We start from the raw sequence: 26,601 nt of genomic DNA, 5'->3' as shown, positions 1-26,601 counted from the left end.
CGATTCCGGGGGCAACAGCCGTAAGCTGCTGCTCGGTGCCTATATGGATTTCATTCGCATCCGTTTCCTGACGATGCTGGCTTACCGGGTGAATTACTACTCGGGTATCCTGATTTATACGCTGAATATCGGGGTCAATTATTTTACCTGGAAAGCAATCTACGGCGACGGACAGGCACTTGGTGGCTTTACAGCTGCCCAGATGACCACCTATGTTGCAGTTTCCTGGATGGCGCGTGCGTTTTATTTTAACAACCTAGATAGGGAAATCTCGACAGATATTCGGGATGGCAGCATCGCTATCCAATTCATACGGCCTTATAACTATGTACTGGTCAAAATGATGCAGGGACTCGGAGAGGGAATGTTCCGCTTTATGCTGTTCATGATCCCCGGCATGGCCATTGCCATGCTGCTGTTCCCGGTGAATCTGCCGACAGAGCCGTCTGCCTGGATCGGATTTCTGGTTATGCTGTTCTTCAGCTTCCTGATTAACTCGCAGATTAACGTGATCACCGGTCTGCTAGCCTTCTTCGTGGAAAATAATGAGGGCATGATGCGGATGAAACGTGTTGTCGTCGATCTGTTCTCGGGTCTGATCGTACCGATCAGCTTGTTCCCAGGCTGGCTGTCCTCTGTGCTTGAGGTATTGCCGTTTCAGGCAATCACGTACCTGCCGGGTTCCGTATTCACGGGACGGGTTCAGGGCGTTGGAATATGGAATGTACTGGGAGTACAGGTTCTTTGGTTCCTGCTGCTTCTAATTCCAATTGTCTGGCTATACCATGCGGCGCGGAAGCGTCTGTTCGTGCAGGGAGGTTGAGGAAGCTTGTATTACTTTGGATTAGTGATGGAGTATCTTAAAAATTATATGAAGACCCGGCTGACCTACCGTGCCGACTTTTGGGTAGAGGTTATATCGGATCTGTTGTTCCAGGCAACGAACTTTATTTTCATTCTTGTTATATTCATGCATACCAACAGCCTTGGCGGCTGGAATCAGAACGAAGTGGTATTCGTCTACGGTTTCTTTATGGTGCCGTTCGGCGTGTTCAGCTGTTTTGTGAACATGTGGGGCTTCAGCGAGCGCTATATTGTCAAGGGTGAGATGGACCGTATTTTGACGCGTCCGGCGCATAACCTGTTTCAGATTTTCCTGGAAAATGTCGACCCGCCAGCGCTCGTGGGTTCCTTCATCGGCCTTATCATCATGGCCATCAGCGGGTCCAATCTTGGCCTTCCGTTTGAGTGGTGGACAATACCGGTGCTTATCATCTTTACACTGAGCGCGGTAGCGATCTATACAGGTATCTATACCGCCTTAACTTCGCTGTCGTTCTACTCGGATGCACCGACCGGGATTCTTCCGCTGATGTACAACATTCAGTCGTACGGCCGTTATCCGGTGACGATCTATAACCGGGCGATTCAGGTGCTGCTTACCTGGATTATCCCGTTTGCATTTGTGGGTATTTATCCGGCGGCGCTCTTCCTGCAGCGTGACGAGATGAAGAGCATGGCGTTATTGACGCCTGTAGTTGGTTTGGTATTCCTGGGCATTGGTCTGATGGCCTGGAATTATGGGGTAAGACGTTATAAAGGCGCTGGCTCGTAAAATAGCAGCCTGTTATCCAATTTGAAACAGCTCGGAACTTATGGTTCCGAGCTGTTTTTTTAAATTTGCACTAAAGTCGATCAAAGCAGGGTACAGCCGGCTACGAGAAATCTAAGATTAAGCGGCTTTGTTCCACCTTTTGCTAGAGATAGACTTTGCATTATGAAATTTGATGAAGCTGGCCATTCGCCAAATGGCAATATAGGTTAGGGTGAATACATTATTCAGGAAACCAAGTGTCTTGGGATCGATCCCAGAAATGAATAAGAAGTCAAGTAAGCGGAGCGAGAAGATAACAATAATTAAAACATAAAGAGATACGTTTCTTTTGTAATACATCTTGCCATCCGATTTACGCTCAAATTGCGTCACCAGAATTAATGGGATCGACAGAATCGCACCTATAGCAATAGAGCTAATAATTCTGCCAGATGTAAGCACCAACGTAGGGTCGAACAATTCAAACAAAGATGAAGAGATATAGAGAACCGGAATCAAAAGTCTCCGACCAGACTCGTGCAATGGCTTCTTACTGCCCTGGATAACGCCCCGCAAAATAAGTACGATAATGAGTAATGAGATTGTTAGAGATAATAGATTCATGATGAACACCTCGTCTGTTTTTTGTATGTGCTTAGTATGGAGGAATTCCGAATAATTAATAAGTGTAAAAAGTAATCGACTCAAATGACTTTTGTCACATTTACTCGAAAACAACGAAGTATGCTGCGAAACAAACTGAATGCATTGTGAATGTGGTGTTGATTCGGATTTGGTAGATTTAGAACGATGCGTGACTGGTAATAGAAGAACAACAATAAGGACAACTAAATTTACCGTTATGTCAGCCCGTTGTATAATCGGGGAGTTGATAGTATTAATTTCGAGGAGGATTGTGATGAAACCATACATAGCTGGTATTGATCTGGGAGGAACCAACATCAAGGCAGGAATATTTGATACTGATTATCATGTAATAAAAGAAATATCAATACCCACCGAAGCAGCTAAAGGTCCGCAGCATGTCTTGAGTCGTATTCGGGATGCCCTTACGATTCTAACCACTGATAGTGGAGTGAGAATTAATTCAATTCAATGCCTGGGAATCGGTATTCCCGGCCTTTTGGACCCGCAAGAGGGCCTCTCAATTTTCTCGCCAAATTTTCCGGACTGGGAACAGATTCATATTGTGAATGAACTGGAACCTTTTTATGATTTTCCTATTTATATTGACAACGATGTGCGCGTGAATTTGTATGGGGAGTGGCGGCTAGGGAGTGGAAGAGGGTATCGTAACCTGGTCTTGCTTACTCTGGGGACAGGCCTTGGCTCGGGAATTGTAAATGACGGAAAGGTTATGTACGGTACAAGCTATAGTGCAGGAGAAATCGGTCATATGAATATGTATCGGAATGGACGACAGTGTAAATGCGGAAGTTCCGGTTGTCTAGGCAGATATGTATCTGCGGTAGGTATGGTAAACACTTTCAAAGATAAGCTGGACAATGGAGCAAGCAGTATCATTCAGAATTGGGTTCGGAATGAATATGGAAGCATAACGGCATTAATGATCTCCGAGGCTTATGATCTTGGTGATCCTTTGGCAATTGAAGTGATGCATGAAACTGGAACTTTGCTTGGCTATGGACTGGCCAATGTTGTGAATCTGCTTAATCCTGAGATTATTATTGTCGGCGGAGGTATGGCGGCAGCTGGAGACCGATTGTTAAACAGTGTGCGGGACACTGTAAATTCCCGTGCTCTTAAACTTTCTGGAAGCAAATGCAGGATTATGCAGGCTGAGCTAGGGAGTAGGGCGGGTACGGTTGGTGCAGCACTATATGCTCATGAGAAATTTGTTACAACAAACCATTGATTATGCAGGACCACGCTCTATCAAAATTAACATTATAAGCTACCTCGAAAAGGGCAGATCCGAAAGAATAACATCCGGTTCTGCCCTTTTATAAATAAGATATCGATTACCACACAAAAATAAACAACAGGTTAGCCAGTGAAAAGGTGAACACGGCATAATCGCTGAGACGGAATCGATAGATTCGGATCGGTGTACGACCTTCGTCACCCTGGTAACAGCGGGATTCCATCGCTACCGCCAGATCCTTAGCACGGAGAATGGACATCACGAACAAGGGCATCAGCATCGGCAGCACGCCGCTGAAGCGGGAGGTGAGTCCCTTTCGGTGGAAACCGCCTCCGCGAGCTAACTGCGCCTTGCGAATTTTGTCGAATTCCTCCATGAGGATGGGCAGGAAGCGCAGGGCGATGGAGAACATCATTACGGCTTCGTGTACGGGTAATCGCCATTTTTTCAAAGGCTTCAGCAAAATTTCCAGCCCCTCTGCGAGCAGAATGGGGGAAGTCGTCCGCACCAGTAGCGAGAGCAGCAGCACGATCCCCGCAATCTGTTCACACATCATAATCCCCTTGATGGCCCCTGGCTTAGAGAAGTGAAGCGGTCCCCATGTGATCATTGCATCACCAACGTTGGTCACCAGTAAAGCTTGATAAATCATTGTCGAAACGAAGAAGAGCGATAGCGACAAGAGGGTAAAGGCCAATACCCGCCAAGACAGCTTGGCAACTCCCCATAAAATAATTAGAATTATTAACTGAGCTGTTTTCAGCTCCGGGCTATGGGTAAGTAGAAGCGCCGCTCCGAAGAGCAGCACTGCCAGTATTTTCATCCGCGGGTCCCAGCGCTCTAGCCAGGAATTGCGTTTCTGATAGAGTAAAAAGCTTTTTCCGGACATACTATTCCCTCATTTTCTTTAGACTGATAATTGTCGGCTGCTCAGCAGCTTGGTGATGATATCTGCTGCTTCCTGCGGGGAGAGGATTTCATTGCTGGAGACGGCCCCCAGCTCCCGCAGCAACCGCGTTACAGCCAAAGCGGGCGGTTCTTCCCATCCAAAGGCCTCCAGTAGCAACGGATCTGACAAAAGGTTGGTGGGGTGCCCGTCGGCCAGGAATTGTCCTTCCTTCAGGGCGATGAGCCGGGAGGCATGCTCCAGAATTTCCTCCAACTGATGGCTTACCCACATCACAGTCATTCCTCGTTGCCGGTTCATCGTATGCAACAAATCGAAGAGGGCGGTCCGGGACTGAAGATCCAGTCCAGCTGTTGGTTCGTCAAGGATCAACACTTCTGGTTCCAGTACGACGACACCTGCAATGGCGACCCTACGTTTCTCACCACCACTCAGCTCGAACGGACTACGGTCCTTGAACTGCTCGTAATCCAACTGTACAGCCTCCATGGCTGCACGCACTTTGGCGTCTTTCTCTTCCGTTGTGAGCTTGGCGCTTTGGAGGCCAAAGGCGATGTCCTCGAACACGGTGGTGGAGAAGAGCTGATGCTCTGGATACTGAAAAATAAATCCGACCCGGTCAAACACCTGTGGTCGGCGGGCAAGATGCGGATCTGTGGCGTCCAGTTCTACCGTGCCCTCTGACGGAGCCAGGAATCCTTTAAGAAGCTGGAGAAAGGTGGACTTGCCAGAGCCGGATTTGCCGGCAATGGCGAGCATCTCTCCGCTGTCCACGCTCAGACCCAGATGCTGCAGTACAAATGGACCTGTAAGTGGCTTATTCCTGCGGCGTTTGCTGTACGTAAAGGTAACGTTATTCAGCTTTATCTGCATAATAAATCCCTCAATTTCTGTTCGTTCAGATCAGCCGGAACAGAGACGCCCTGCTGGCGCAATAGCCCGGCAAGCCTGTGGTAATAAGGCAGCTCCAATCCGCAATTCTCCAGTAAAACGGTGTCCTGCTCCAGTTCGGCGGGTGTACCTTCAGCTACGATCTCGCCGCTGCGGAACAGCACCCAGCGGTCCGCACCGGTGACCTCTTCCAGATGGTGTGTAATGTAGATAAGGGTGAAAGGCACCTGTTTCCTGACTTCGTGCAAGGTCTCAACGAACTGCCGGCGAGCTACAGGATCGAGCATGGAGGTGGCTTCATCCAGGATGAGACACCGCGGTGCCAGAGCGAGAACGGAGGCTAGGGCTAGCTTCTGCTTTTCGCCACCGGACAGGTTGCTGACTGGCCGTTCCTCATCTGCTTCCAGCCCGACAAGCTGAATGGCCCAGGCGATACGGCTTGCGATATCCTCCTGGGGCCAGCCGATATTGGAGAGCCCAAAGGCGATGTCTTCTCCGACAGTGATGCCCACCTGTTGGTTCTCGGGATTTTGGAACACGATCTGGACGGATCGGCGGATCGCTGGTAGGGAAGAGCGTTCAGACGTGGTATGGCCTTCCACCAGTACCGTTCCTTCGGTCGGCAGCTCTATGCCATTTAACAGCCGGGACAGGGAAGATTTGCCCGAGCCATTGCGCCCCAGAAAAGCGACAAATTCGCCGAAGGGAATTTTAAGGGATACATGAGATAATGCCGGCTTGTGGCCGGCATTATCTTCGTCTTCATCAGGTTCATTGTAATAGAAGGTGGCGTTCCGGATATCAATCATTGATGGTGGCCGCCTTCCGTTCGGTATGGCCTTGATTTACAGGTCCGAATACGCTTTTGGCATCATCAGGATTGAAGGTGCCATCAGCCGTGTTCGGGATTTGCCAGAAGAAATCAATCTCCACGCCGCCCTCGGCGGCCAGCTCCAGAAAATCGCGCATGAACACACCTTTGCCAGGATCGCAGGAAGGACTTCCTGAAATTCCAAGGCCGCCTACAATCGTATATCCATGGTCCTGATAAGTCTTGAGCTGCTCAACCACAGGTAGCAGAATTTTGCGGTTGTGCGCGCGAAACTCCGGGGTGTCATATTCTTCTACGGTCATTGGAGGCCGCTTAGGCCCCAGAAATGTGAATTCAGGACAAGGTAATTGGAACATTCCATACCCTTGCTCGTAGGTCCAGTCGACTGCCGCTTTCATGACGCCTGGACTCCGGGCTTCGCCTTCCACAACGGCATTTTGGTTAATGACGCAGTGGGAGGCGACAACGATACGTTTACTACGCTGCACGGGAAGCTTTCTTTTTCAGAGATGGACGTTTGATTAGTGATTGCGGCAGATTTTTAACTACATAGTAGACAAGCAGTGCAGACAGAATTTTATCGATCAGGTTCTCGCCAAGCCGGGGCAGGAAAGCAGCCGCGAAGAGACTAGAACCCGCTTGTTTCAACCAAAGTACAGCAACGTCCTGCACACCTCCAGTTAAACCGCCGAAGAGACCAATGGCGATCACGGAGCCGACTGCAGGGCAGAGAATACCAAGTAAGATACCGGAGATTAATGCGGAAGAGAAACGGAAGCCGTTCTTGCGTGCAGCGTATCCTACGACAAGTCCAACAATAATATTTACCAGCGCAAAGGGGATGGCGGTATAGCCGGAGGTGACGCCGAGCACAAGGTTGGTCAGCAAGCCGACCAGTGCGCCCCATAATGGTCCGAATACAGCTGCAATAAAGATGGTACCTACAGTATCAAGAAAAAGAAAAGGAATTTTCAGATTGCTGACGACGGTGCCTGCGATGACGTTGATTGCAATCGCGAGCGCACCCAGTGTGATTACAAGTGTCTTTTGATTCATGACGCTGTCCTCCTAGGGATTCATAATTTGTCTTGTGACTTTACAGATAGACGTGCAATGAAAATATGAACCCTACTCCCCCTTTGTACATAGCGAGCTGTTGAAGTAAAGACACTTAAGCAGAAACAACAGCTACAGACGAATCATTAAATCCAAGTGTATATATAGGATTAATAAATTATATTCTAAGTCGAATTCCCTAGATGTCAATGGCATAATTATTCATTTTTAAGAGAGAAATCGCTTTATTTATATTTAATCCGATAAAAATACTAGTTGTTAATATTAGGGAGTCGTGATATTATCGTGAAAAAATAAAGGCTTCTCTAATAATGATAACAAAGGAGATAGAGCGTCAGTGCCCAGAAGCTTGAAGAGAGCCGCCAGCTGAAAGTCCTACGATTGAATGTAAAGATAAATCGTAGCGTGCTGGATTTTTAATCAGAGTGAACTGTAATTTTGCCGTGAAATAGGCTAAAATCACAATATTACAAGTCTTCTATTGGATAAAAGAGGAGTCGTTGGCTAGTGCAAAAAATGAACGGGACGCAGACGTTAAGCCGTGCGCTGGATATCTTATTCGCTTTGGCGGAAGAGAGCGGAACACTGACGGTGAGTGAAATCGCCCAGAAGGTCTCCATTCCAGAGAGCACAACTTATCGTTTTCTGCAGACCTTGGAACAGAATGGAATTATTGAGAGGAGGGGGAAAAACCAGATTGGCCTCGGCCTGCGTATCCTTGATTTGGCGCGGAGTCTAAACATGCAGTTCCAACGTGATTTACTGCCGCTGGCCCTCCCTATTATGGAGGAGTTGACGGAGAAGGTACAGGAAACTTCGATTCTGTTTGTCCGAACAGGCAACAATGCCGTATGTATTCAGAATGTGAAAAGCCGTGGCCTGATTCAATTCTCCATCGACAACGGGCGGATTCTGCCGCTACATTTGGGGGCTTCGGGCAAATGCATTTTGGCTTTCGAAAGCGCCAAGGTAACAGAGCGGATCTTGCAGCTGCTTAATAGTGATAAGGAGCGAGAAGCGCTCACTGCTGAACTTGCGACCATTCGTGCCCAGAACTACAGCATTACCAAAGGTGAAGTTGACCCCGATGTGTACGCTATAGCGGCACCGATTACGGACGGTCAAGGTCCTGTTATTGCAAGTCTCGCCGTAGCCGGACCCAGCTTCCGCTGCAACAACGAGCAGGACAAGACAAACATCGAAGCAGTGACCAAAGCGGCAGCGGAGCTGTCACGTCGAATGGGGGGCGGAAATTAGCCTTTAATTCCGATTAGAATAGTTTAAATTATGATTGACAAAAGAGTACCACACTAATATTATTGTCTTACGGTAGTTGATTATCGCATAACAATAATATGACTGACCATACTTGTGGAGGTCTTGTTTTTCGTCTTAGACGAAGAATAAGGCCTCTTCTGCTATTTCAGGGTATGTTTTTGTCTAAAAACCAAGTTTGCTTATGAGAATAATACATTTTGAGAGGAGAGGAAGCAGTATGGCTGAAGCTGTAGCGGTTGAGTTCAGAAATGTAAGCAAGGATTATGGTTCAGGAAAAGTGCTGCGTGATTTTAACCTCACGGTACCAAAAGGACAGATAGTAACCATTATCGGACCTTCCGGCTGCGGTAAGACTACACTGCTTAAAATGATCAACCGGCTGGAGGAGCCTAGTGAGGGACAAGTTCTTGTTGAAGGGAACGATATCGGATCTGTGGATGCTGTGAGTCTGAGACGGGATATCGGATATGTCATTCAGCAAATCGGTCTCTTTCCTCATATGACCATCGAAGAGAATATCGGGATTGTTCCGAGACTCAAAGGCACTAGCAAGGGGGAGCGCAGAGAGCAGGTAACTAAGCTTCTTCAACTGATCGGTCTTGCGCCGGAGCAGTACCGCAACCGTTATCCCCATGAGCTTAGTGGCGGACAACAGCAGCGGATCGGGGTGGCCCGGGCACTGGCCTCTGATCCCGCAATCATTCTGATGGATGAGCCGTTCAGTGCCCTCGATCCGATCAGCCGGGTCCAGCTCCAGAAAGAGCTGATTAATCTCAACCAGCGTCTGCACAAGACGATTGTCTTCGTCACCCATGATATTGATGAAGCGCTGAAGATCGCTGACCGGATTATTCTGCTCAATGAAGGAGAAGTGGTGCAGAATAGTACGCCAGCCGAACTACTGGCTCACCCGGCTAATGGATTCGTGGTTGAATTCCTGGGCCCGGAGCGTTTCCAGAACGACTTGTCGCTAGTAACGGCCCATCAAATCATGATCGACGGTTTATCTATCGACCATCAGGCTCCAACCGAAGAAGCTCTTGAACTACTGAGAGCTGGAAGGGCCGAAGCTTTGACTGTAACCGGGCGGGAGGAGCACAGCGCATGAATCATATATGGGACACGTTAGCCGCCGACTGGCCGATGATACTGCACAAAACTGGAGAGCACATGTATTTGTCGCTCATTGCCGTTCTCATTGCCGGATTTATTGCGGTTCCCCTCGGGATTTTTCTGACCAGCCGCAAGCGGATGGCGAACACGATCATTACCGTCGTCTCCGCCATTCAGACTATTCCGAGTCTGGCGCTGTTCGGGTTCATGATTCCACTGGTAGGTATCGGCACTACCCCCGCCATTATCGCGTTGACCTTATATGCTGTGCTTCCGATGCTTCAGAACACCTACGTCGGCATCAATGGGGTTCATCCTTCTCTTCTTGAGGCAGGAACCGGAATGGGTATGACCAAATGGCAGATGATGAGAATGATTCAGCTTCCGATTGCGCGTAGTGTCATCATGGCCGGAGTTAGGCTGGTTGCTGTACAGACGATCAGTCTTGCAACGATTGCGACCTATATTGCCGCCGGAGGGCTGGGAGACATCATCACCAGAGGCATTGCCATGATCAACACAGTTACCATTATGGAGGGGGCCATTCCCGTCTCACTGCTGGTAATTTCTATTAACTTCATACTGCTGCTGCTAAATCGGGCGCTTACCCCGAAAGGCCTGCGGCATTTGAATAAATTTTAAGAACTTACCCAGGGAGAGTGGAATGAATCATGACAACTGTAAACCCGAAAAGATGGACGGTAACAAAAGGAAGCAAGCTGCTTATCACCCTAGGGTTAGTACTCACTACTGTGCTTACTGCAGCGGGTTGCTCCAATTCCAAGGCTTCGGAGGGCAAGGATACGATTATCCTGGCCACGAAAGGATTTGCTGAGTCGGATATTTTGGCAAATGCCTTCAAACTTCTGATCGAGAATGATACGAAGCTGAAGACAGAGGTCAAGACACTGGATAACACGTTACTCTGGAATGCCATTGGCTCAGGGGAAGTGGACGCGTATGTGGAGTACAGCGGGACGGCACTGATCAATATTTTAAAGCAGCAGCCGGAATTTGATCCTGAAAAAGCATTTAAGACCGTCGTAACTCAGCTCAAGGAAAAAAACAAGCTGATTGCGCTCGATCCGCTCGGTTTTAACAATACCTATGTCTTTTCCGTACGTAGGGAAACCGCTGAGAAGTACGGGTTAAAGAACACATCACAACTTGTCGAGAAATCAGGCGAACTGGTCTTTGGAGCAAGTGAAGAGTTCCTGAACCGTCCGGATGCTTGGCCATACGTAGAAAGTATTTATAAGCCAAAGTTCAAGGAAACGAAGTCCATTCAAAATAGTTCCTTGCAGTACCAGGCGATCAAGCAAAAGCTCATCGATGTGATGCTCGCTTATTCCACGGACAGCCAAATCTTGGCCAACGATCTCGTGGCCCTCCAAGACGACAAGCATGTGTTTGTGCCTTATGACGCTTTCCCGATTGTGCGTGAGCAGACGCTGGATAAGCATCCTGAGCTGAAAGCAACCCTTAACAAATTGGCAGGGAAATTGGATGAAAGTGCTATGCAGAAGTTGAATGCTGAGGTGGAGCAGGATCAGAAGCCGGCTATTGATGTGGCCCGTGAATGGCTGAAGTCACAGGGGCTAATCAAGTAAGCTTTTTCATAACCGATTGACGGCTTGACAAAGACATAATCCAACAATTAACCAATGAGAGGGGATATACGTTATGAGTAATAATACACGGCAGCTTGCGCTGGGGGCAATGTTGTTTTTTCCGGCGGGAGAGCATATTTCTAGCTGGAGACACCCAAGATCTGAGGCTGAGGGACTTCTGAATTTTGATTATTATAAAAGAATTGTGCAAACGGCGGAGCGTGGACGATTCGATCTGTTCTTCTACGCAGATGAGCTCTATGTCTGGGACCGTTTTGAGTCAGGGGTTAGCCATTCCAACAGTGTTCGGCCGGAGCCATTCACCCTGCTGTCCGCGCTTGCGGCAGTAACGAGCCATATCGGACTGGCTGCAACGATCTCCACGACCTATAACGACCCGTATCATATTGCGCGCAAGCTCGCAACGCTGGATCATTTCAGCGGCGGGCGAGCTGCATGGAATATTGTGACTTCCCAGACGGACGAGGAGGCTCGTAATTTCGGAAAGGAAAGTCATTTGCAGCATGAGCTGCGGTATGAACGGGCTAAGGAGTTTGTAGATGTCACTCAAGGACTCTGGGATAGCTGGGACGAGGATGCGCTTCTATTCGACAAGGAGAGCGGCTATTTCGCGGATAAAGATAAGCTTCATAATCTCGATCATGAGGGCAAGCACTTTAAAGTCAAAGGCCCGCTGAATGTTAGCCGTCCGCCGCAAGGCTATCCGGTTCTGATTCAGGCCGGAGCCTCTGAGGCGGGAAAAGAAGTGGCTGCTGCTACAGCTGAAGTCGTGTTCGCTCCTGGCGGCACGCTCGCTGAGGGTCAGGCATTGTACGCAGATATCAAGGGCAGATTGGCTAAATATGGCCGTTCGCCGGATGAACTCAAAATCTTGCCGGGTCTGATGCCTATTCTCGGAGACACCGAGGAAGAGGCTGCGGAGCGGCTGGCTGAAGTGGAGAACCTGACCCCTGATCGGCTGGCACTGGATTTGTTATCCCATTACATTGGGGTTGACGTATCGGGTTATCCGCTGGATGAGCCGCTGCCGTTTCTGCCGGAGGAAGAAGGATTCAATCAGAGTAAATCTAGACTGCAAAGCATTCGTGAGCTTCTAATCAATGAGAATTTAACACTCATCCAACTTGCGAAACGGGTCACCACCAAGCGAGTCTTCGCCGGAACACCAGAGCAAGTTGCCGATCACATTGAAGCTTGGTTCAACGGTGGTGCTGCCGACGGCTTCAATATCGCTTTCCCGCATTTGCCGGGATCACTGGATGATTTCGTGGAGAAGGTAGTACCGATTCTTCAGGAGAGAGGTCTGCTGCGCCGGGAATATGAAGGTAACACACTGCGTGAACATTTGGGTCTCAGCAAGCCGGAAAGCCGGTATGCCAAAGCGCCGGAAACCGTCATACCTCAATGACAGAATAGCAGACAGAAAGCGGGGATGACAGTGACAAGGATTACTGCGAAGAGAGGCGGAACACTGCGCTGCAAGGGCTGGAGGCAAGAAGCGCTCTTGCGTATGCTGGAGAATGTGCTGGAGAACGGTGAGAATCAGAAGGAGCTGATTGTGTACGCTTCGCTGGGAAAAGCGGCGCGGAACTGGCCTTCGTATCGGGCCATCGTGGAGACGCTGAAGCAATTGGAAGAGGATGAGACACTTGTCATCCAGTCCGGCAAGCCGATCGGTATCTTCAAGACACATGCACAGGCTCCACTGGTTGTCATGGCGAACTGCAATCTCGTGGGCCGCTGGGCGACCAGCGAGAACTTCTACGAGTTGCAGGACAAAGGGCTGATCATTTGGGGCGGGCTCACCGCCGCTGCCTGGCAGTACATTGGTTCACAGGGTGTTATCCAGGGAACCTATGAGATCTTTCAGAGTATTGCCCGGCTGCATTTCGGCGGCGTTCTGCGCGGACGCTTCATTCTGACCGCCGGGCTCGGCGGCATGGGCGGCGCGCAGCCGCTCGCTGGCAATATGGCGAATGCGGCAATCCTGTGTGTAGAGGTGGCGGAGGAGCGAATCGACAAGCGGATCGCGGCCGGTTACCTGCAGCGGAAGACAGACAGCCTCGATGAGGCATTGTTCTGGATTAAGGAGGCGGTAACCAATGGCACGAGTGTATCGGTCGGCCTGCTGGGCAATGCCGCCGATGTCTACCCCGAGCTGCTGCGCCGGGGCGTACAGCCTGATGTTGTGACGGACCAGACGTCCGCACATGACCTGCTGTACGGCTATATTCCAAGCGGCTATACACCGGCATCAGCTGCCGCGGCTCGCAAGGAGCGCCCGGCTGAGCTGCAAGCCGCGGCCGGAGCGTCCATCGCCAAGGAAGTCCGGGCGATGCTGGCGTTCAAGGAACGGGGGGCGGTTGTCTTCGACAACGGCAACAACATCCGTTCCCAAGCGGTGCAATACGGCGTTGACAACGCATTTGATATTGATATCTTTACAGAAGCTTTTCTGCGCCCGCTGTTTGCAAGAGCGATTGGGCCGTTCCGCTGGGTCGCGCTCAGCGGTGAAGCTGAGGATATTCGAATTATTGATGAATACATCCTGAAGGAATTCAGCGGCAATGAGATCGTCTCCAACTGGATCAAGCTTGCCAATACGTATGTTCCGTTCGAAGGCCTGCCAGCCCGTATCGGCTGGTTCGGCCATCAGGATCGCAGCAAGCTGGCACTGGCGGTTAACCAGTTGGTTCGTGAAGGTAAGCTTGCTGGTCCAATTGCATTCTCCCGTGATCATTTGGATGCCGGAGCCATGACGCATCCCAACATTATGACGGAGCGAATGAAGGATGGTAGTGATGCCATCTCCGATTGGCCGCTGTTGAACGCGATGCTGAACTGTTCGTCTATGGCTGATCTGGTGGCGATCCATTCCGGTGGCGGCGGGTATTCGGGCTACATGACCAGCGCAGGCGTCACCATTGTGGCTGATGGATCGGAGGCAAGTGATTTGCGCCTCCGTACCGCACTTGACAACGATACAGGCCTCGGAGTCCTTCGGTATGCGGATGCCGGATATGACGAGTCACTGGAAGAAGTCCAAGACAAAGGCATCGCACGGATAGATACGACGCGCTATGAGGTCATTCCAGCGGAATAACGCAGTGCGTAACCTAAAGTCCCAGCTCAGAAAATGCATAATTGACACAAGGGGGAAATACACATGCGTGAACTGACAAGAGATGATGTGGAAGCAGCGGTTAAAGGGGGCTCCGTATTCGCCAGCGGTGGCGGCGGGTGGGTCGATCACGGATTGGAGATCGGCCATGCCGCTCTTGGTCTCGGGCGGCCCAAGCTGTTGTCCGTAGATGAACTGCCAGATAATGCAATCATTCTGACCTGTACAGCCATAGGTGCTCCGGCGGGTCGGGATTGGCAAATGCTCGGCAAAGATTACATCAAAGCAGTACAACTTGTGATTGACCAATATGACGGCAAGATAGCCGGATTTATGACACCGCAGAATGGCATGTCCAGTACGATTAACGGCTGGCTGCCTGCGGCTGCGTTTGGCCTGGCAGTCATTGATGCCACTGGGGATATCCGCGCGCATCCTACAGGCAAAATGGGTTCGCTTGGTCTTGCATCCTCCATTGAATACGAGACTATACAGGCTGTAGCTGGAGGCAATCCGGAGAACGGCAGCTATATCGAGCTGGTGGTCAAAGGAACACCCGCTCGAACTTCCAATATTTTGCGGACGGCTTCGGACATGGCAGGCGGTTTCATTGCTGCCGCCAGACATCCACTGCCAGCCAAGTATATCAAGGAGCATGCCGCAATCGGGGGCATTTCTATTGCTCTGGATCTCGGCAGAGTGATCCTGAAGGCTGAGCCGGATGGACCGGAGGCTGTGCTGAAGGCGATCGTTCGCAAGACGAAGGGCAAAATCCTCGGCAGAGGCACAGTGAGTGCTAAGAAAGTGCGTTATTCTGGAGCTTTTGACATCGGTACCATTGAAGTAGAAATCCCCAAGAAAACGCTGATTCTTCATGTCATGAATGAATATATGGCTGTGGATGATCAGAAGGGCAAGCGTTTGACAAGCTTTCCGGATGTTATTACTACGTTCGATCTGGAGACGGGATTGCCGGTCAGCGTAGGTGATATAAGAGAGGGGATGGAGATTGCAGTATTTTCCATCGATAAATCCAAGCTCCCGCTCAGTTCCAGCGTCAAAGACCCTAGCGTATATCCTGAAGTCGAAGAAGCACTCGGTATTGATCTGCAAAGCTATGCTTTCGACAAGGAAAAGAAAGAAAGTAAAGAGAAGAAAGAAGGTAAAGAGAGTAAAGAGAAGAAGGAGAGTAAGGAGATAGAGGTTCATGCCTAAGGACACAGCAGTCTTTGGAACAGTAGATACAGGAGATCATGCAGTTTCCAATCATTCAGTTAATGGGATTAATCACTTGATATTAGATGGCTACAGCTTGAGCATTGGCGATGTTGACCGTGTAGCACGGGAACGCATACCTGTAGTTATTGACGCTGAGGCCCAGGAGCGGTTGGAAGCGGCTCGTAAGGTGATTTTTGAACTCGCCGCCGAAGGTGTGCCAGTCTATGGATTGAATCGGGGAGTGGGCTGGAACAAGGACAAGGTAATCGACTCTGATTATTTTGCAGCCTATAATCGCAACTTGCTGCTATCGCACAGTGCGGGTGTAAAGCCGGACGCACCGGAGGAAGTGGTCCGGGCAGTCATGCTGGCCCGTCTCAACAGCCTGCTGGCGGGTGCGACGGGCGTCCAGCCGGAAATTGCCGAGCGTTATGCAGAATTTCTGAATCTCGGTATCCATCCGGTTCTGCCGCTACGCGGGTCTGTGGGCGCAGCGGATATCACCACTATTTCGCATATTGGTCTGGCTATGATCGGCGAAGGAGAAGTCGATGTTGCCGGTCGCCGATTGCCTGCTCTTGAAGCACTGGCGGCAGCGGGTCTGGCGCCACTAAGTCTCGGTCCAAAGGACGGGCTGGCCATCGTAAGCTCCAATGCACTCTCCGCAGGCCATGGGGCTTTGGCTCTGGTCGAAATTCGTAATCTGCTAGAGGCTGCAGATTACGTCTACGCGTTGTCCCTGGAAGCCATTCGCGGGAATATCAGCCCGCTGGATGAATCGGTGCATCGCAAGCGACCGTTCCCGGGCCAATTGGGAAGTCTGTCTCGGGTTCGGGATGCCCTTAAGAACAGCGATCTGTGGAGCGGATTCAATCCGGAATCGCTGCAAGATCCGCTGAGCTTCCGGGATGCCTGCCAGATTCACGGGGCCGCTCGGGACGCTCTGGATTACACGCGTCAGCAATTGGAGCTTCATCTCAACAGCTCTGACGATAATCCTTGTGTTCTAACGGAAGAACGGCGAATTTTGTCTTGTGCCAACTTTGATCCTGTGACATGGACGTTGGGGTTTGAGATGCTTGGCAGTGCTCTGCATCATGTCTCCAAAAGCTCCTGCTACCGGATGATCAAGCTCGGTGATCCTGGCTTTACCGGCCTAAGCCGGTTCCTGACTGCTGATCCAAGCCGTTCGGTCGGCTTCTGCACAGTGCAGAAAACAGCTACTTCACTAGATGCGGAGATCCGTCATCTCAGCAATCCGGTCTCTGCCGATTATATGTCGCTGGCGGGAGATATTGAAGATCATGCAGCTAACTCGCCTTATGTCGTCTCTAAGCTCCGAGAGATTGCTGACCGCTTAACTTACATCCTGGCGATCGAAGCTATTCATGCTGCCCAGGCCATTGATCTTCGTGGCGACTTGCGCTTGGGTGAGGGTACCGGGGCGGGCTATGAGCTGCTGCGTTCCGAAATTCCTTTCCTGTCGGAGGACCGCAATCAGACTGTTGATATTGAACGGGCTTACCGCCTGTTCAAGAACGGCAGATGGCTCAATGCAGTGAGAAGTAAATCTGGTAATCAATGCTGAATAGAACAACATAACTTTTTAGGGAAAAAGAATTGTAGGATTAACTGCCGGGCTGCCCTTTGCAGGGAAGTTCCGGTTTTTTGTGTTTATTCTAGCAAATTTCTTAAGAATTCCTCGAATATTCTGATCGTATCTTTTTTAGTTGCCTTTCACTAAGATCACACCTTAGCTCTCCATGTCTGTGATATAATCTCAATTAGTAAATTTAATGGGAGTAGGCGGACTCATGGGGAAATGGGTTTTGAAACATAGTGACGGTGAGAGTTACGACTCAGAGATATTAGATTTGGAGTTAGATGAGGCACGATCTCTTAAGCGTCTGGGCTGGGAAAGAAAAATCACTTGGAGTAAGTATCTTCAAAAGGGAAGTTTGTCAAAACCGTATAAACTCCTCGTATTAGGAGATGCTAATAAAACTATACAGGGAGCAATCGCCTATAAATATGATGAGGGGTTTGTTTATGTCGAACTTCTTGAAAGCGCTCCTACCAATCGTCACAACAATCCTTCAAGAACGTTTACTAACGTATCGAGTATATTATTAGGTGAAGCTTGCCGGAAAAGCTTCGAAGCTGGATTTGATGGTTTTATTTGTTTTAAGCCTAAAAGTAATTTGGATAAATATTACATAACTGAATTTAATGCTGCTTATACAGGGATGGGCCAAATGGCCATAGGTACCCTTGAAGCACGTCGACTGATTGAGTTATACTATGTATAAGGACGGTGATCTACATGGTAGTAAGACTTAGACATAATATAAATGATAAGTTGAGAGTAGTATCTGTATCACGACAGACACGTCCATCTAGTCAGGCAAAATTATATTACCTTAGACGCCGACGGGCTAGTGCATCCAGATATTTAGGTCCAAATTCAGGTGTGATGATTATTCCTGAAACGGATGTTTCCATGGATGTAGTTAGAGCAGGCATGCGCGATTTTATCCAAAACTACAACAATCAAATGATGATGAAGTAAATATATAGGGGATGCGGTAAACGCATTCCTTTTTGTTTGGAACAAGAGTGACTCATACATTTATATCTACATAACCATATCAAATAGGAGGAAAATGATGCCAAGAGATATTGTTCACGTCCCTTACGGCTACGAGCCGCCAGTGGAGCAGCGTAAAGGTACGCTGATTTTCTACGATTCATTTGAGCTTATTAAAGACCAGGAGCTTGCGGTTGCGGCGAAGACTGCTGTTGACCGCCAATTCACGAAGCTGGTGCTTTATCCGCTGCATGAAGAGACCGTGCGCCGTTTGTCCAAAGAGCCAGTCCAATCTTTTTACAAGCGTGAGGATCGGCTGCATGAATGGAAAAGAGAACAGGGATTATCCTTCATAACGGTTGAAGGCTGGGAAGGAAAGAGGAAGAAGTATACGCCACTGGATTCTGCACTTCGTCATCTGACGGAGAGATATAAGGCTCCGTATTTTCTATACCTGACACCAGAGATGGCGAACCAGTTCGCCTCATTCTCCTCTTTTGAAGAGTGGATTGTGAAGATTCGCCTGCTATTGTCGGAAGCGCCGACATTTCTCCATTCGCGTCTGGAAAAGTATCGCCATCGCTGGGATATAGCCGACGAATGATCCTGTTGATATATTAAATAAACCCCGCTCAGAAATATGGAATCGTGTCCATAACTCCGGCCGGGGTTCTTGTTCTGTCTTAATGTGTGCTGCTTTGCTTGCGACGGTAGGTATACATTCTCCATTGATAGTGGATGAAGCAGCCGATGCAGAAGCCGAGAATGGCTACAGTTGCGGCAACAGCAACCAGTGCAGTGAATATGTAGGCGGCAACGGTCCAGCCCACAAGGAAGCTGAGCAATCCGGCAGTAAGGCAGCCCACAGCGATACTTTGGTTGAACTGTTGCTGATCCCAATCTTCCAGGACATAAGCGGAACGTTCTTTTCTAAGAAAAGGGGCAGCCAGTTTGATAACAGGGTTATATCCGAAGATCAGGCCGGATAATCCGGCTGCGAGCGGTAGTGCAAGAATCCAGTATTGCCCGGTGAACCAGGTTAGAAGGACAGAAAGAACAATAAAGCTCTGGTTGGTTTTCACAAGTGGTCGCGGAATACCTTTGGTACCATTGCTCACGTTAATCACACCTATCATATTGGAATAATTATAGTATAACGGTGGCTCTGACGTTTGGGAAGACATCTTCTTTTTTTTATAAATGTATTTTTTATGTAAATGATGTGTAATCGAAACAAAGAAGGGGATGGAGGAAGATATGGTTAAATCGTTCTTGGTGTAAAATGTCTTAACATTAAGAAAATAAAAATTGACACATCTCCTGAGCTGTGGTTTTATTATGTAGACCAATTGTTATAATGCAAAGGAAGTGTCGGGTTGTCTAATAAGCCGAATGCACGTGAAGCCATACTGGATACTGCTTCGCGGCTATTTTTCACGCAAGGCTATCATGCAACGGGTCTGAGCCAGATTATTAAGGACAGTGAATCGCCGAAGGGGTCGCTCTATTATTATTTTCCCCATGGCAAGGAGGAATTGGCCTTAAATTGCATCAACCGCACCAGTGAGATTGTAGCCTGCAAGCTTAGACATTATATGGTGACAGGGGAAACTGCCGCGAGGGGGATACAGGATTTTATTCTGGGAATGGCCAAGGATGCTGTGGATACTTCGTTCGAAGGCTTAGTTCCGTTCAGCTTCTGGTTGGCGGTGGAAACGTCCTGTATAAGCGAGGAGCTGCGAGCCGCGTGTCAATCTGTATTTAAAGACTGGCAGGAGGTGATTATGGAACGTCTGCTGACAGAAGGTACCGAAGAAGAAATGGCGACGACTCAGGCGTCCGCAGTGGTGTCCTTGCTAGAGGGATCACTGCTTCAGGCGCTGACTTACCGGGATGAGCAACCGCTGCTTGCAGCGGCCAAGATTGTTCCGGCTTTGCTTGGCATAACAGAGAGAGAATAATACAGATTTTCAGGAGGATTAGAGAGTGGAGACAACTTTACACAAGCAACAACAGTCAGAAGAAAAAAAAATCAGGACAATGCCGATTCTGATTTCCTTATTGCTCAGCGGTTTTATCGGGATGTTCAGTGAGACGGCACTCAATGTCGCGTTAAGCGATCTGATGAATGTACTACAAATTACACCGTCAACTGCACAATGGCTGACAACGGCCTACTTGCTTACACTAGGTATTCTCGTACCGATTTCCGGTATGCTTCTGCAATGGTTCACAACGAGACAGTTGTTCGCGGCTGCAGTGATTTTTTCGATTATAGGAACCTTCCTGGCGGCGATCTCGCCGAACTTTGAGTTTCTGTTGACGGCGAGAGTGGTACAGGCGATGGGAACGTCGCTGCTGCTGCCGCTAATGTTCAATACGATCCTTGTCATCATTCCGGCTGAAAAAAGAGGCGCTGCAATGGGGATGATCGGTCTGGTTATCATGGTGGCCCCAGCGATTGGGCCTACCATTGCGGGACTGTTGATCGAAAGCCTCAGCTGGCACTGGATTTTCTGGTTGTCGCTGCCGTTCCTGGTCATTGCTCTGCTGTTCGGTATGGTGTACATGCAGAACGTAACCGAAGTTACCAAGCCGAAAATCGACGTATTGTCCATCATCCTGTCGTCTCTAGGATTTGGCGGAATCGTCTTCGGGTTCAGTAGTGCTGGTGAGGCCGAGGGCTGGGGCAGCCCGAAAGTAATCTTGTCTATCATCGTAGGTGTGGTTGCCTTGCTGCTCTTCGTTATTCGTCAAAACACAATGAAGAAGCCGATGATCAACCTGCGTGCTTTCAAATATCCGATGTTCGTTGTCGGTGTGGCGATGGTCTTCATCTGTATGATGGTTATCCTGTCGTCCATGTTGATTCTGCCGATGTATTTGCAACAAGGTCAAGGCTATACAGCCTTCAAAGCAGGTTTGCTGCTGCTGCCAGGCGGTCTGATCAATGGTCTGATGTCGCCAATTATGGGTCGTCTCTTCGATAAGTACGGTCCTAAATGGCTGGTTATTCCAGGTCTTGTGATTGTCGCAGTTACACTGTGGTTCTTCTCCAGCATCAATGCGGCTTCGACCGTTGCTTTCATTATTGTCCTGCACAGCGCCTTGATGATCGGGGTATCGATGATCTTCATGCCGGCACAGACAAATGGTATCAACCAGTTGCCGATGGAGCTGTATCCTGACGGTACAGCTATCATGAACACTCTGCAACAGGTAGCGGGTGCCATTGGTACGGCGCTTGCGGTCAGCATCATGACAGCAGGCTCGAAGAACTACCTGAAGGGTGTCGACAATCCTGCCGATCCGGCCAATCTGCTTCCTGCATTCACGCAGGGTGTACAGAATGCATTTGTATTCGGTCTGATCATGTCTGTAGTTGGATTGGTACTGGCATTCTTCATTAGACGTGTTATTGTTCAGCATAAAGCGCAAGCTCCAATGCACTAATATTCATTAAAAATAAAACACACTCGCTGCGGCGGGTGTGTTTTTTCTAATTATAAGAATGTATATGTTCAACGCTATAAATCATCCTTATATTTCTAGCTGAAACGGATACCGTCCCTTAAAGGACGGCAAAGCCGTTTCTACTTGTGTCTTTACGTTTTACATATATTGGTGTATTATATACATAGTAAATCTATGTATAGTGATTCTAGGTATTATTTTAGCCAACCAGTTATGGAAAGGAGTGTTAGCATATGAAAGTCAGCAAAGAAATGCTGAAGGGAAGTACGGCGACGTTGATCCTGACCCTGCTGCTAGACAAGCCTCTGTACGGATATGAAATGATCAAAGAGCTGGAGAGCCGATCCCAAGGTGTATTTTCGCTTAAGGAAGGCACGCTGTATCCCATTCTGCACACGATGGAGAGTGAACGTTGGGTGGAAGCTTACTGGATGGAAGTAGATGGACGGAAGCGCAAGTATTATCGGATACTGGATGAGGGAAGAGCGAAGCTTAAGGAGAAGAGAGCGGAGTGGCTGTTGTTCCGACGGGCTGTAGACACCGTGCTGGGGGAGGGAGGGGCATGATGAGCGAAGAGAGTCAACGTAAGCTTTTTCTGGATCAGGTGTGCCGGGAGGTACGGGCCAAAGACATGCATGACGATATCCGGGAGGAGCTAGCCGGGCATCTGGAAGAGTTAATTCAGGATCGACAAGCACATGGCTATTCCTTGGCGGAGTCAGAGGCTTGGGCAGTTGCCCAGATGGGCGATGCGCAGTCGCTGGGCAAGACGCTGAACCGTGTACATAAACCGCGAATGAATTGGGGACTGCTGGGAGTTGTGTTGTTGTTTGCGGTAGTCAGCTTGATTGCAATGTTATCCGCTGATGCCAGTGCGGACAGTGCGATGCAGGGGAGAAGCCTGTTCCATCATCAGTCGGTCTATGTTGTAATTGGTCTTGTGGTCATGACCGGATTGTATTTTGTTGATTTCCGCAAACTGCAAAAGCTTTCTTGGCCATTGTACCTAATATTATTAAACGCCATGATCATATCCTCTATAACAGGAGGCTCCACAATCAATGGTAGGCTGCAATTCATAAGTATCGGGATTTTTAATTTAACTTCATGGATTCCATATCTATTGGGGATTGCGTTAGCCGGAATATTGACTGGGGAGCGAAAACCCAAGGGCGGGTCAAACTTAACTCAACATTGGGTGGAGTTTGTAGCAGTAATGCTTCCGATTCCTTTATTGGCTGCTGCCCATTCCTTTGCTGAACTAATCATCTATTCATTGCTTGCCTTGATTATTTATGTCTGGTGTACTGGAAAATGGCGCTGGGCACTGGGAGCTGGAGGATCGTTACTGGTGCTCGGCAGTATGAAAATCTGGAGGTCCGATTATCTTCAAGACCGACTCATAGGTGCATTTCAGCCTCAAGCTTATGCAGAGGGGAATGGGTATCTATATTTACAGGTTCAGAATGCAGTTTCATCTGCCGGATGGTGGGGACAAGGGTTTGGAAGTACTATGGAAAATACTCGGTTCATTCACTCGGACATGCTCCCCGTTTACCTCATCAATTGCTTTGGGTGGGCAGGCGGTCTGCTGCTACTAGGGATGGTGTTATGGTTTACAGCCAGGCTGCTCAAGACTCTACATCTGATTCTAGAGCCTTTTGGCAGAGCACTGGTTCTGACACTCGGCATTATGCTCGTTATACGGCTACTCTATGGGGTGTCTATTGTGAGTGGAAAGATGGTACTGAGCAGCATTGCTTTTCCGTTTCTTAGTTATGGAAGTCATGTCATTATCGAATTCGCTGCGGTCGGGCTGTTACTCGGTATCTACCGGAGAAAAGACATGATTCCTAAGGCTCCAATCCGTCCAATAAAATAAGTGTAACCTTCTATATCTGGAAAACGTCTACATTAATATGAGTTGGAATTTATCATGAGGGGGCACTTATGAATCCACATCATCAGGTAGGGCGCGTATGGAGCAGGAGCATTCTGTTGGGAGTCTCTGTCCTGCTTGGGACAGGAACCGGAGCGGCTGTATTTCAGCCTCAAGCGGCCCATGCTGCGGCTGCACAGCAGACGGACACTGTGTATAAGCAATTCGAAAAATATGTGAAGAACCCAGACAGCTTGGCCCAAGCACGCAATTATCTAATTAATCACATTAAAGATGTTGATGTCTGGTATGCTACAGTAATGACACTTCATCTGGAAAATGCCCAAGTGGCGCAGCTCCCGATCTTCTCAGAGAAAATGTATGGAGAGAAGGTGCAGATGGCGATTAGAACTGCTGCCCGCCCCAAGGAGCTGACTTACTCTGGCCTCCTGAGCAAAATTACTGATCCCAGTGTTCGAGCTGTACTGATTGAAGCTCGTGATAAAGGCTACAAACTGGATAGCAGTGAAGGCATGTACTATCCGGTTATGCACTATGAAGGATTCAAGATCTTTAAGCCTTTTATTCAAAAGGATATTGCCGAGTATATTGATCTTATGGCGGCCGAATCCAATCAGCCGATGACCCGTGATGGCGGGATCGTTATTGGCTGGGATCAGGTTATCTTACGGGCGCTTTCCAAAGAAGCTTTTGTTAAGAAATACCCGGCTTCGAACCGAAAGGAAGCTGTAAAGCTGAACCTGTCGCTGTCTCGTGTATTCTTTGGTGCCAGCAATACTCCCGCCTATGATGGACCTGTAGGAGAAACTCCTAAGCTGAATCCAAAGCTTCGTGCTGCGTATGAGGCCGTGTTGATCAATGGTCCGGGTAGTAGCGAGCTGTTGCAGACGATTGAGAAGCTATTGGTACTACTGGATAGTGCGAATGAAGAATTGACACCAGAGGTGCAACAGTTCCTCGATAAACACGTGAAATAATGAATTCCGCCCCTTAACGGAAGTTAGGGGGTTATTTTATTGTATTTTTCTAGTAAAATGATCGACAGAGTAGGTAAACGTAATGATAGGGAAGAGGAGATTGTAACCATGAAGCAGCAGACAAAGGCGCTGAGAAGATTGTCATGTATAGGCGCAGCTCTCATGCTATTAACGACATCTTTGGGTTTGGGAGGGTATGCTTCAGCCGCGTATGCTGAGGTAAGTTCCGGGAGTATACACAACTCCGAGAGTGCCGACCAATCCAAGCCGTTGTCTACGCCGGAGAAGCAATATAAACTACCCCAGGGTTTTGTTTACCTGGACGAGATCATTCCTTCGGCGCAATATGAGATCCGCTACTACAGCAGCAACAACTTTGTCGGACAACGTATCGATGGCTATAAAGCGCCGCTAGCGATTATGGCACAACCCGCAGCTAATGCGCTTAAGGCAGTCAGCGAGAACCTGGCTCGCCAAGGCTATATTCTGAGAATCTATGACACCTACCGACCGCAAAAGGCGGTTAATCATTTTATCCGATGGTCGAAGGACGCCAGAGACATAAAGATGAAACAGCAGTATTACCCCGCACTCGATAAAAAGAATCTGTTCAAACTCGGCTTTATCTCCAGTAAATCCGGTCATTCACGAGGTAGTACGGTGGATCTGACATTGGCTTATCTAAAAAACGGTGCGGTGGTGGACATGGGTAGCCCTTATGATTTTTTCGGTCCCATTTCATATTACGATACGAAGCTGATCAGCAAGACACAAATGGTCAACCGCAAAATCCTTAAGGATGCCATGGTGAAGGAGGGTTTCCAGCCCTACAGCAAAGAATGGTGGCATTTTACTTTAAAGAAGGAACCTTACCCCGGGAAATATTTTGATTTTGACGTGGAATAGCAAGCATTATTGAAAAAGAACAGGAGAATGAGCATGAGCTTACCCGTAGTTAACAAGGAACTGGCCAAGCGGCTACAGCAAGCAGAAATCGGCTTTTTCACCTCAAGAATAACTTCGATCGGCGAACGATCTGGCAACCCCATGGGTGTGGAGATTCGGCATTTCGGGGCAGCAACAGCTTATTACATACAGGAGATGCCATGGGCGCTTTTTAACTCAGTCAAAGGGATCACGGACGCTGAGAAAGATGAGCTTGGAGCGATTGCAGATTTCTACCGGGCCAGGGAGCGGAATTTTCAGATCGAAATTGATCCTCCGGAGAGCAGCCCGGCGTTGCTGGGAACATTAGCGTCACTCGGGCTGTACCAGCACAGTTTTCAATCCGTGTTATATGGACTGCCGCTTGCGCAGCCAGCCCAGCTTCCCGTGAATATCACTGTTGCTGAGGTGGTGGATGAGGACCTCTTTGACACATATGCTGAGGTACATTGTCTATCTTCCGGCATGTCCTTGGAGGCTAAAGGGCATTTCATTAGCAATAATATCGGGCTGCTCCATCGTTCTGGCTGGAAGCTATTCCTTGGCTACTGGGAAGGCCAGGCTGCGGCTGTAGCGGCAATGCATATTCATGAAGGTGTTGCTTCCTGTGCACTCGCTGCGACACTGCCAGCGTTCCGGGGGCGTGGGCTACAGAGCGCTTTGCTGCAAAGACGCTTGCATGAAGCCTACAGGGCAGGCTGTGAACTGGTAGCTGGACAAGCTGCATATGGCAGTGTCAGCCAGAATAATATGGAGCGTGCGGGACTACGGATTGCCTGGACCCGAGCGTTATGGGGGCCGTTACCCTGAGATTGTGCTGTGCTCAGAATCGTTAACACATATAAAAGCTTTTTTTCATGGGATCACCATGCAAAAGTCAGAAGAAGAAGTCTCGAAGTGTAATTAACGACATTATCGTATCTTAAATCCTCTTCCGCTAAGGGTTAATGGAAATTAAGTGCAAAAATGGACCTCTGTCAAGAAAGTGGACAGTCACGCAACGGATTTTTTAGTAAATTGCTGTGCAAAGCGAGCGGGAGAGAGATACCCTAGCGCACCGTGCATTCGTTTGCGGTTGTAGTAAAATTCAATGTACTGAAAAATGGCATTGTAAGCCTCTTCCTTGTTTTTGAAACGAGGATTACAGTAA

General features: G+C 48.9%; 28 protein-coding genes. 20 read left to right on the top strand and 8 right to left on the bottom strand.

What is annotated here, in order from left to right; all coding sequences use genetic code 11:
- The first annotated feature begins 28 nt into the window (after nt 1-28).
- A complete protein-coding gene (locus tag ACFORK_RS23440; RefSeq protein WP_379203967.1) occupies nt 29-823 on the top strand; it encodes an ABC transporter permease in 795 nt (264 codons plus the stop codon).
- Between the two features lie 27 nt (nt 824-850).
- Nucleotides 851-1,615, top strand: coding sequence for an ABC transporter permease (locus tag ACFORK_RS23435; protein ID WP_379203611.1), 765 nt, complete (start codon nt 851-853; stop codon nt 1,613-1,615).
- A gap of 117 nt (nt 1,616-1,732) precedes the next feature.
- Here ACFORK_RS23435 and ACFORK_RS23430 read toward each other — a convergent pair whose 3' ends face one another.
- A complete protein-coding gene (locus tag ACFORK_RS23430; protein WP_379203609.1) occupies nt 1,733-2,218 on the bottom strand; it encodes a CcdC protein domain-containing protein in 486 nt (161 codons plus the stop codon).
- Between the two features lie 295 nt (nt 2,219-2,513).
- On the opposite strand from ACFORK_RS23430, the gene ACFORK_RS23425 reads away from it, so the two are divergent.
- Nucleotides 2,514-3,491, top strand: coding sequence for an ROK family protein (locus ACFORK_RS23425; protein WP_379203607.1), 978 nt, complete (start codon nt 2,514-2,516; stop codon nt 3,489-3,491).
- A gap of 106 nt (nt 3,492-3,597) precedes the next feature.
- Here ACFORK_RS23425 and ACFORK_RS23420 read toward each other — a convergent pair whose 3' ends face one another.
- Genes ACFORK_RS23420 through ACFORK_RS23400 form a run of 5 tightly spaced genes read right to left on the bottom strand, consistent with a single transcriptional unit; the run spans nt 3,598 to nt 7,186 of the window.
- A complete protein-coding gene (locus ACFORK_RS23420; protein WP_379203605.1) occupies nt 3,598-4,389 on the bottom strand; it encodes an energy-coupling factor transporter transmembrane component T family protein in 792 nt (263 codons plus the stop codon).
- A gap of 18 nt (nt 4,390-4,407) precedes the next feature.
- Complete coding sequence (locus ACFORK_RS23415) at nt 4,408-5,280, bottom strand: ATP-binding cassette domain-containing protein (protein WP_379203603.1); 873 nt, start codon at nt 5,278-5,280, stop codon at nt 4,408-4,410.
- On the bottom strand, nt 5,271-6,107 hold the full coding sequence (locus tag ACFORK_RS23410) for an ATP-binding cassette domain-containing protein (protein ID WP_379203601.1): 837 nt from the start codon (nt 6,105-6,107) through the stop codon (nt 5,271-5,273). Before ACFORK_RS23410 ends, ACFORK_RS23415 begins: the two co-directional genes overlap by 10 nt.
- Nucleotides 6,100-6,618 (bottom strand): CD3072 family TudS-related putative desulfidase, encoded by a 519-nt coding sequence (locus tag ACFORK_RS23405; protein WP_379203599.1) that lies wholly within the window; start codon nt 6,616-6,618, stop codon nt 6,100-6,102. The genes ACFORK_RS23410 and ACFORK_RS23405 overlap by 8 nt, the downstream gene beginning before the upstream one ends.
- Nucleotides 6,608-7,186 carry a CD3073 family putative ECF transporter S component gene (locus ACFORK_RS23400; RefSeq protein ID WP_379203597.1) on the bottom strand — a complete coding sequence of 193 codons (579 nt, stop codon included), beginning with the start codon at nt 7,184-7,186 and terminating at the stop codon, nt 6,608-6,610. The genes ACFORK_RS23405 and ACFORK_RS23400 overlap by 11 nt, the downstream gene beginning before the upstream one ends.
- Nucleotides 7,187-7,723: 537 nt before the next feature.
- Here ACFORK_RS23400 and ACFORK_RS23395 point away from each other — a divergent pair.
- From ACFORK_RS23395 to ACFORK_RS23350, 10 genes are all read left to right on the top strand, one after another.
- Nucleotides 7,724-8,464: an IclR family transcriptional regulator gene (locus tag ACFORK_RS23395; RefSeq protein ID WP_379203965.1), complete on the top strand. Its 741-nt coding sequence runs from the start codon at nt 7,724-7,726 to the stop codon at nt 8,462-8,464.
- A gap of 238 nt (nt 8,465-8,702) precedes the next feature.
- On the top strand, nt 8,703-9,593 hold the full coding sequence (locus ACFORK_RS23390; RefSeq protein WP_379203595.1) for an ABC transporter ATP-binding protein: 891 nt from the start codon (nt 8,703-8,705) through the stop codon (nt 9,591-9,593).
- Nucleotides 9,590-10,240 (top strand): ABC transporter permease, encoded by a 651-nt coding sequence (locus ACFORK_RS23385; RefSeq protein WP_379203592.1) that lies wholly within the window; start codon nt 9,590-9,592, stop codon nt 10,238-10,240. The genes ACFORK_RS23390 and ACFORK_RS23385 overlap by 4 nt, the downstream gene beginning before the upstream one ends.
- A gap of 29 nt (nt 10,241-10,269) precedes the next feature.
- Complete coding sequence (locus ACFORK_RS23380) at nt 10,270-11,208, top strand: ABC transporter substrate-binding protein (protein ID WP_379203590.1); 939 nt, start codon at nt 10,270-10,272, stop codon at nt 11,206-11,208.
- Between the two features lie 73 nt (nt 11,209-11,281).
- Nucleotides 11,282-12,637 carry an LLM class flavin-dependent oxidoreductase gene (locus tag ACFORK_RS23375; protein ID WP_379203588.1) on the top strand — a complete coding sequence of 452 codons (1,356 nt, stop codon included), beginning with the start codon at nt 11,282-11,284 and terminating at the stop codon, nt 12,635-12,637.
- A 24-nt stretch (nt 12,638-12,661) separates the two neighbouring features.
- Nucleotides 12,662-14,332 carry a thiourocanate hydratase gene (locus ACFORK_RS23370; protein WP_379203585.1) on the top strand — a complete coding sequence of 557 codons (1,671 nt, stop codon included), beginning with the start codon at nt 12,662-12,664 and terminating at the stop codon, nt 14,330-14,332.
- A 63-nt stretch (nt 14,333-14,395) separates the two neighbouring features.
- Nucleotides 14,396-15,565, top strand: a complete 1,170-nt coding sequence (locus ACFORK_RS23365; RefSeq protein ID WP_379203583.1) for a thiohydantoin desulfurase — start codon at nt 14,396-14,398, stop codon at nt 15,563-15,565.
- Nucleotides 15,558-17,156: an HAL/PAL/TAL family ammonia-lyase gene (locus tag ACFORK_RS23360; RefSeq protein WP_379203581.1), complete on the top strand. Its 1,599-nt coding sequence runs from the start codon at nt 15,558-15,560 to the stop codon at nt 17,154-17,156. Before ACFORK_RS23365 ends, ACFORK_RS23360 begins: the two co-directional genes overlap by 8 nt.
- A gap of 226 nt (nt 17,157-17,382) precedes the next feature.
- On the top strand, nt 17,383-17,877 hold the full coding sequence (locus tag ACFORK_RS23355; protein WP_379203579.1) for a hypothetical protein: 495 nt from the start codon (nt 17,383-17,385) through the stop codon (nt 17,875-17,877).
- A gap of 357 nt (nt 17,878-18,234) precedes the next feature.
- The gene (locus ACFORK_RS23350) at nt 18,235-18,759 is read left to right on the top strand and encodes a hypothetical protein (RefSeq protein WP_379203577.1); all 525 of its coding nucleotides are present in this window, start codon (nt 18,235-18,237) and stop codon (nt 18,757-18,759) included.
- A 79-nt stretch (nt 18,760-18,838) separates the two neighbouring features.
- Here ACFORK_RS23350 and ACFORK_RS23345 read toward each other — a convergent pair whose 3' ends face one another.
- A complete protein-coding gene (locus tag ACFORK_RS23345) occupies nt 18,839-19,273 on the bottom strand; it encodes a DUF4395 domain-containing protein (protein ID WP_379203576.1) in 435 nt (144 codons plus the stop codon).
- 258 nt (nt 19,274-19,531) lie between these two features.
- Between ACFORK_RS23345 and ACFORK_RS23340 the strand changes: the two genes are divergently transcribed.
- The 7 genes from ACFORK_RS23340 to ACFORK_RS23310 all read left to right on the top strand — a co-directional run bounded on the left by ACFORK_RS23340 (nt 19,532) and on the right by ACFORK_RS23310 (nt 26,261).
- Nucleotides 19,532-20,116 carry a TetR/AcrR family transcriptional regulator gene (locus ACFORK_RS23340; RefSeq protein WP_379203574.1) on the top strand — a complete coding sequence of 195 codons (585 nt, stop codon included), beginning with the start codon at nt 19,532-19,534 and terminating at the stop codon, nt 20,114-20,116.
- A gap of 79 nt (nt 20,117-20,195) precedes the next feature.
- On the top strand, nt 20,196-21,608 hold the full coding sequence (locus ACFORK_RS23335; protein WP_379203963.1) for a DHA2 family efflux MFS transporter permease subunit: 1,413 nt from the start codon (nt 20,196-20,198) through the stop codon (nt 21,606-21,608).
- A gap of 254 nt (nt 21,609-21,862) precedes the next feature.
- Nucleotides 21,863-22,195 carry a PadR family transcriptional regulator gene (locus tag ACFORK_RS23330; RefSeq protein WP_379203572.1) on the top strand — a complete coding sequence of 111 codons (333 nt, stop codon included), beginning with the start codon at nt 21,863-21,865 and terminating at the stop codon, nt 22,193-22,195.
- Nucleotides 22,192-23,511 carry an FtsW/RodA/SpoVE family cell cycle protein gene (locus ACFORK_RS23325; protein WP_379203570.1) on the top strand — a complete coding sequence of 440 codons (1,320 nt, stop codon included), beginning with the start codon at nt 22,192-22,194 and terminating at the stop codon, nt 23,509-23,511. The genes ACFORK_RS23330 and ACFORK_RS23325 overlap by 4 nt, the downstream gene beginning before the upstream one ends.
- Before the next feature lie 68 nt (nt 23,512-23,579).
- Complete coding sequence (locus ACFORK_RS23320; protein ID WP_379203568.1) at nt 23,580-24,506, top strand: hypothetical protein; 927 nt, start codon at nt 23,580-23,582, stop codon at nt 24,504-24,506.
- Nucleotides 24,507-24,563: 57 nt separating this feature from the next.
- The gene (locus ACFORK_RS23315; RefSeq protein WP_379203566.1) at nt 24,564-25,412 is read left to right on the top strand and encodes a M15 family metallopeptidase; all 849 of its coding nucleotides are present in this window, start codon (nt 24,564-24,566) and stop codon (nt 25,410-25,412) included.
- Nucleotides 25,413-25,445: 33 nt separating this feature from the next.
- Nucleotides 25,446-26,261, top strand: a complete 816-nt coding sequence (locus ACFORK_RS23310; protein ID WP_379203564.1) for a GNAT family N-acetyltransferase — start codon at nt 25,446-25,448, stop codon at nt 26,259-26,261.
- Between the two features lie 183 nt (nt 26,262-26,444).
- Here the strand turns inward: ACFORK_RS23310 and ACFORK_RS23305 are convergent.
- Nucleotides 26,445-26,601 (bottom strand): IS3 family transposase (locus ACFORK_RS23305; RefSeq protein WP_379203961.1); only part of this gene is annotated, 157 nt, incomplete at its 5' end.

It is taken from the genome of Paenibacillus sp. GCM10012306, assembly GCF_042649265.1.
Lineage (GTDB): Bacteria > Bacillota > Bacilli > Paenibacillales > Paenibacillaceae > Paenibacillus_AQ.
Note: the sequence above shows the minus strand (reverse complement) of the source record. Positions and strands in the feature narration are given on the sequence as shown.

What these genes read in the sequence shown, in the direction of transcription:
- ACFORK_RS23435 (WP_379203611.1), top strand. Translation starts at nt 851, where the DNA reads ATGGAGTATCTTAAAAATTATATGAAGACCCGGCTGACCTACCGTGCC.
- ACFORK_RS23430 (WP_379203609.1), bottom strand. Translation starts at nt 2,218, where the DNA reads ATGAATCTATTATCTCTAACAATCTCATTACTCATTATCGTACTTATT.
- ACFORK_RS23425 (WP_379203607.1), top strand. Translation starts at nt 2,514, where the DNA reads ATGAAACCATACATAGCTGGTATTGATCTGGGAGGAACCAACATCAAG.
- ACFORK_RS23420 (WP_379203605.1), bottom strand. Translation starts at nt 4,389, where the DNA reads ATGTCCGGAAAAAGCTTTTTACTCTATCAGAAACGCAATTCCTGGCTA.
- ACFORK_RS23415 (WP_379203603.1), bottom strand. Translation starts at nt 5,280, where the DNA reads ATGCAGATAAAGCTGAATAACGTTACCTTTACGTACAGCAAACGCCGC.
- ACFORK_RS23410 (WP_379203601.1), bottom strand. Translation starts at nt 6,107, where the DNA reads ATGATTGATATCCGGAACGCCACCTTCTATTACAATGAACCTGATGAA.
- ACFORK_RS23400 (WP_379203597.1), bottom strand. Translation starts at nt 7,186, where the DNA reads ATGAATCAAAAGACACTTGTAATCACACTGGGTGCGCTCGCGATTGCA.
- ACFORK_RS23395 (WP_379203965.1), top strand. Translation starts at nt 7,724, where the DNA reads ATGAACGGGACGCAGACGTTAAGCCGTGCGCTGGATATCTTATTCGCT.
- ACFORK_RS23390 (WP_379203595.1), top strand. Translation starts at nt 8,703, where the DNA reads ATGGCTGAAGCTGTAGCGGTTGAGTTCAGAAATGTAAGCAAGGATTAT.
- ACFORK_RS23385 (WP_379203592.1), top strand. Translation starts at nt 9,590, where the DNA reads ATGAATCATATATGGGACACGTTAGCCGCCGACTGGCCGATGATACTG.
- ACFORK_RS23380 (WP_379203590.1), top strand. Translation starts at nt 10,270, where the DNA reads ATGACAACTGTAAACCCGAAAAGATGGACGGTAACAAAAGGAAGCAAG.
- ACFORK_RS23375 (WP_379203588.1), top strand. Translation starts at nt 11,282, where the DNA reads ATGAGTAATAATACACGGCAGCTTGCGCTGGGGGCAATGTTGTTTTTT.
- ACFORK_RS23370 (WP_379203585.1), top strand. Translation starts at nt 12,662, where the DNA reads ATGACAGTGACAAGGATTACTGCGAAGAGAGGCGGAACACTGCGCTGC.
- ACFORK_RS23365 (WP_379203583.1), top strand. Translation starts at nt 14,396, where the DNA reads ATGCGTGAACTGACAAGAGATGATGTGGAAGCAGCGGTTAAAGGGGGC.
- ACFORK_RS23360 (WP_379203581.1), top strand. Translation starts at nt 15,558, where the DNA reads ATGCCTAAGGACACAGCAGTCTTTGGAACAGTAGATACAGGAGATCAT.
- ACFORK_RS23355 (WP_379203579.1), top strand. Translation starts at nt 17,383, where the DNA reads ATGGGGAAATGGGTTTTGAAACATAGTGACGGTGAGAGTTACGACTCA.
- ACFORK_RS23350 (WP_379203577.1), top strand. Translation starts at nt 18,235, where the DNA reads ATGCCAAGAGATATTGTTCACGTCCCTTACGGCTACGAGCCGCCAGTG.
- ACFORK_RS23335 (WP_379203963.1), top strand. Translation starts at nt 20,196, where the DNA reads ATGCCGATTCTGATTTCCTTATTGCTCAGCGGTTTTATCGGGATGTTC.
- ACFORK_RS23330 (WP_379203572.1), top strand. Translation starts at nt 21,863, where the DNA reads ATGAAAGTCAGCAAAGAAATGCTGAAGGGAAGTACGGCGACGTTGATC.
- ACFORK_RS23325 (WP_379203570.1), top strand. Translation starts at nt 22,192, where the DNA reads ATGATGAGCGAAGAGAGTCAACGTAAGCTTTTTCTGGATCAGGTGTGC.
- ACFORK_RS23320 (WP_379203568.1), top strand. Translation starts at nt 23,580, where the DNA reads ATGAATCCACATCATCAGGTAGGGCGCGTATGGAGCAGGAGCATTCTG.
- ACFORK_RS23315 (WP_379203566.1), top strand. Translation starts at nt 24,564, where the DNA reads ATGATCGACAGAGTAGGTAAACGTAATGATAGGGAAGAGGAGATTGTA.
- ACFORK_RS23310 (WP_379203564.1), top strand. Translation starts at nt 25,446, where the DNA reads ATGAGCTTACCCGTAGTTAACAAGGAACTGGCCAAGCGGCTACAGCAA.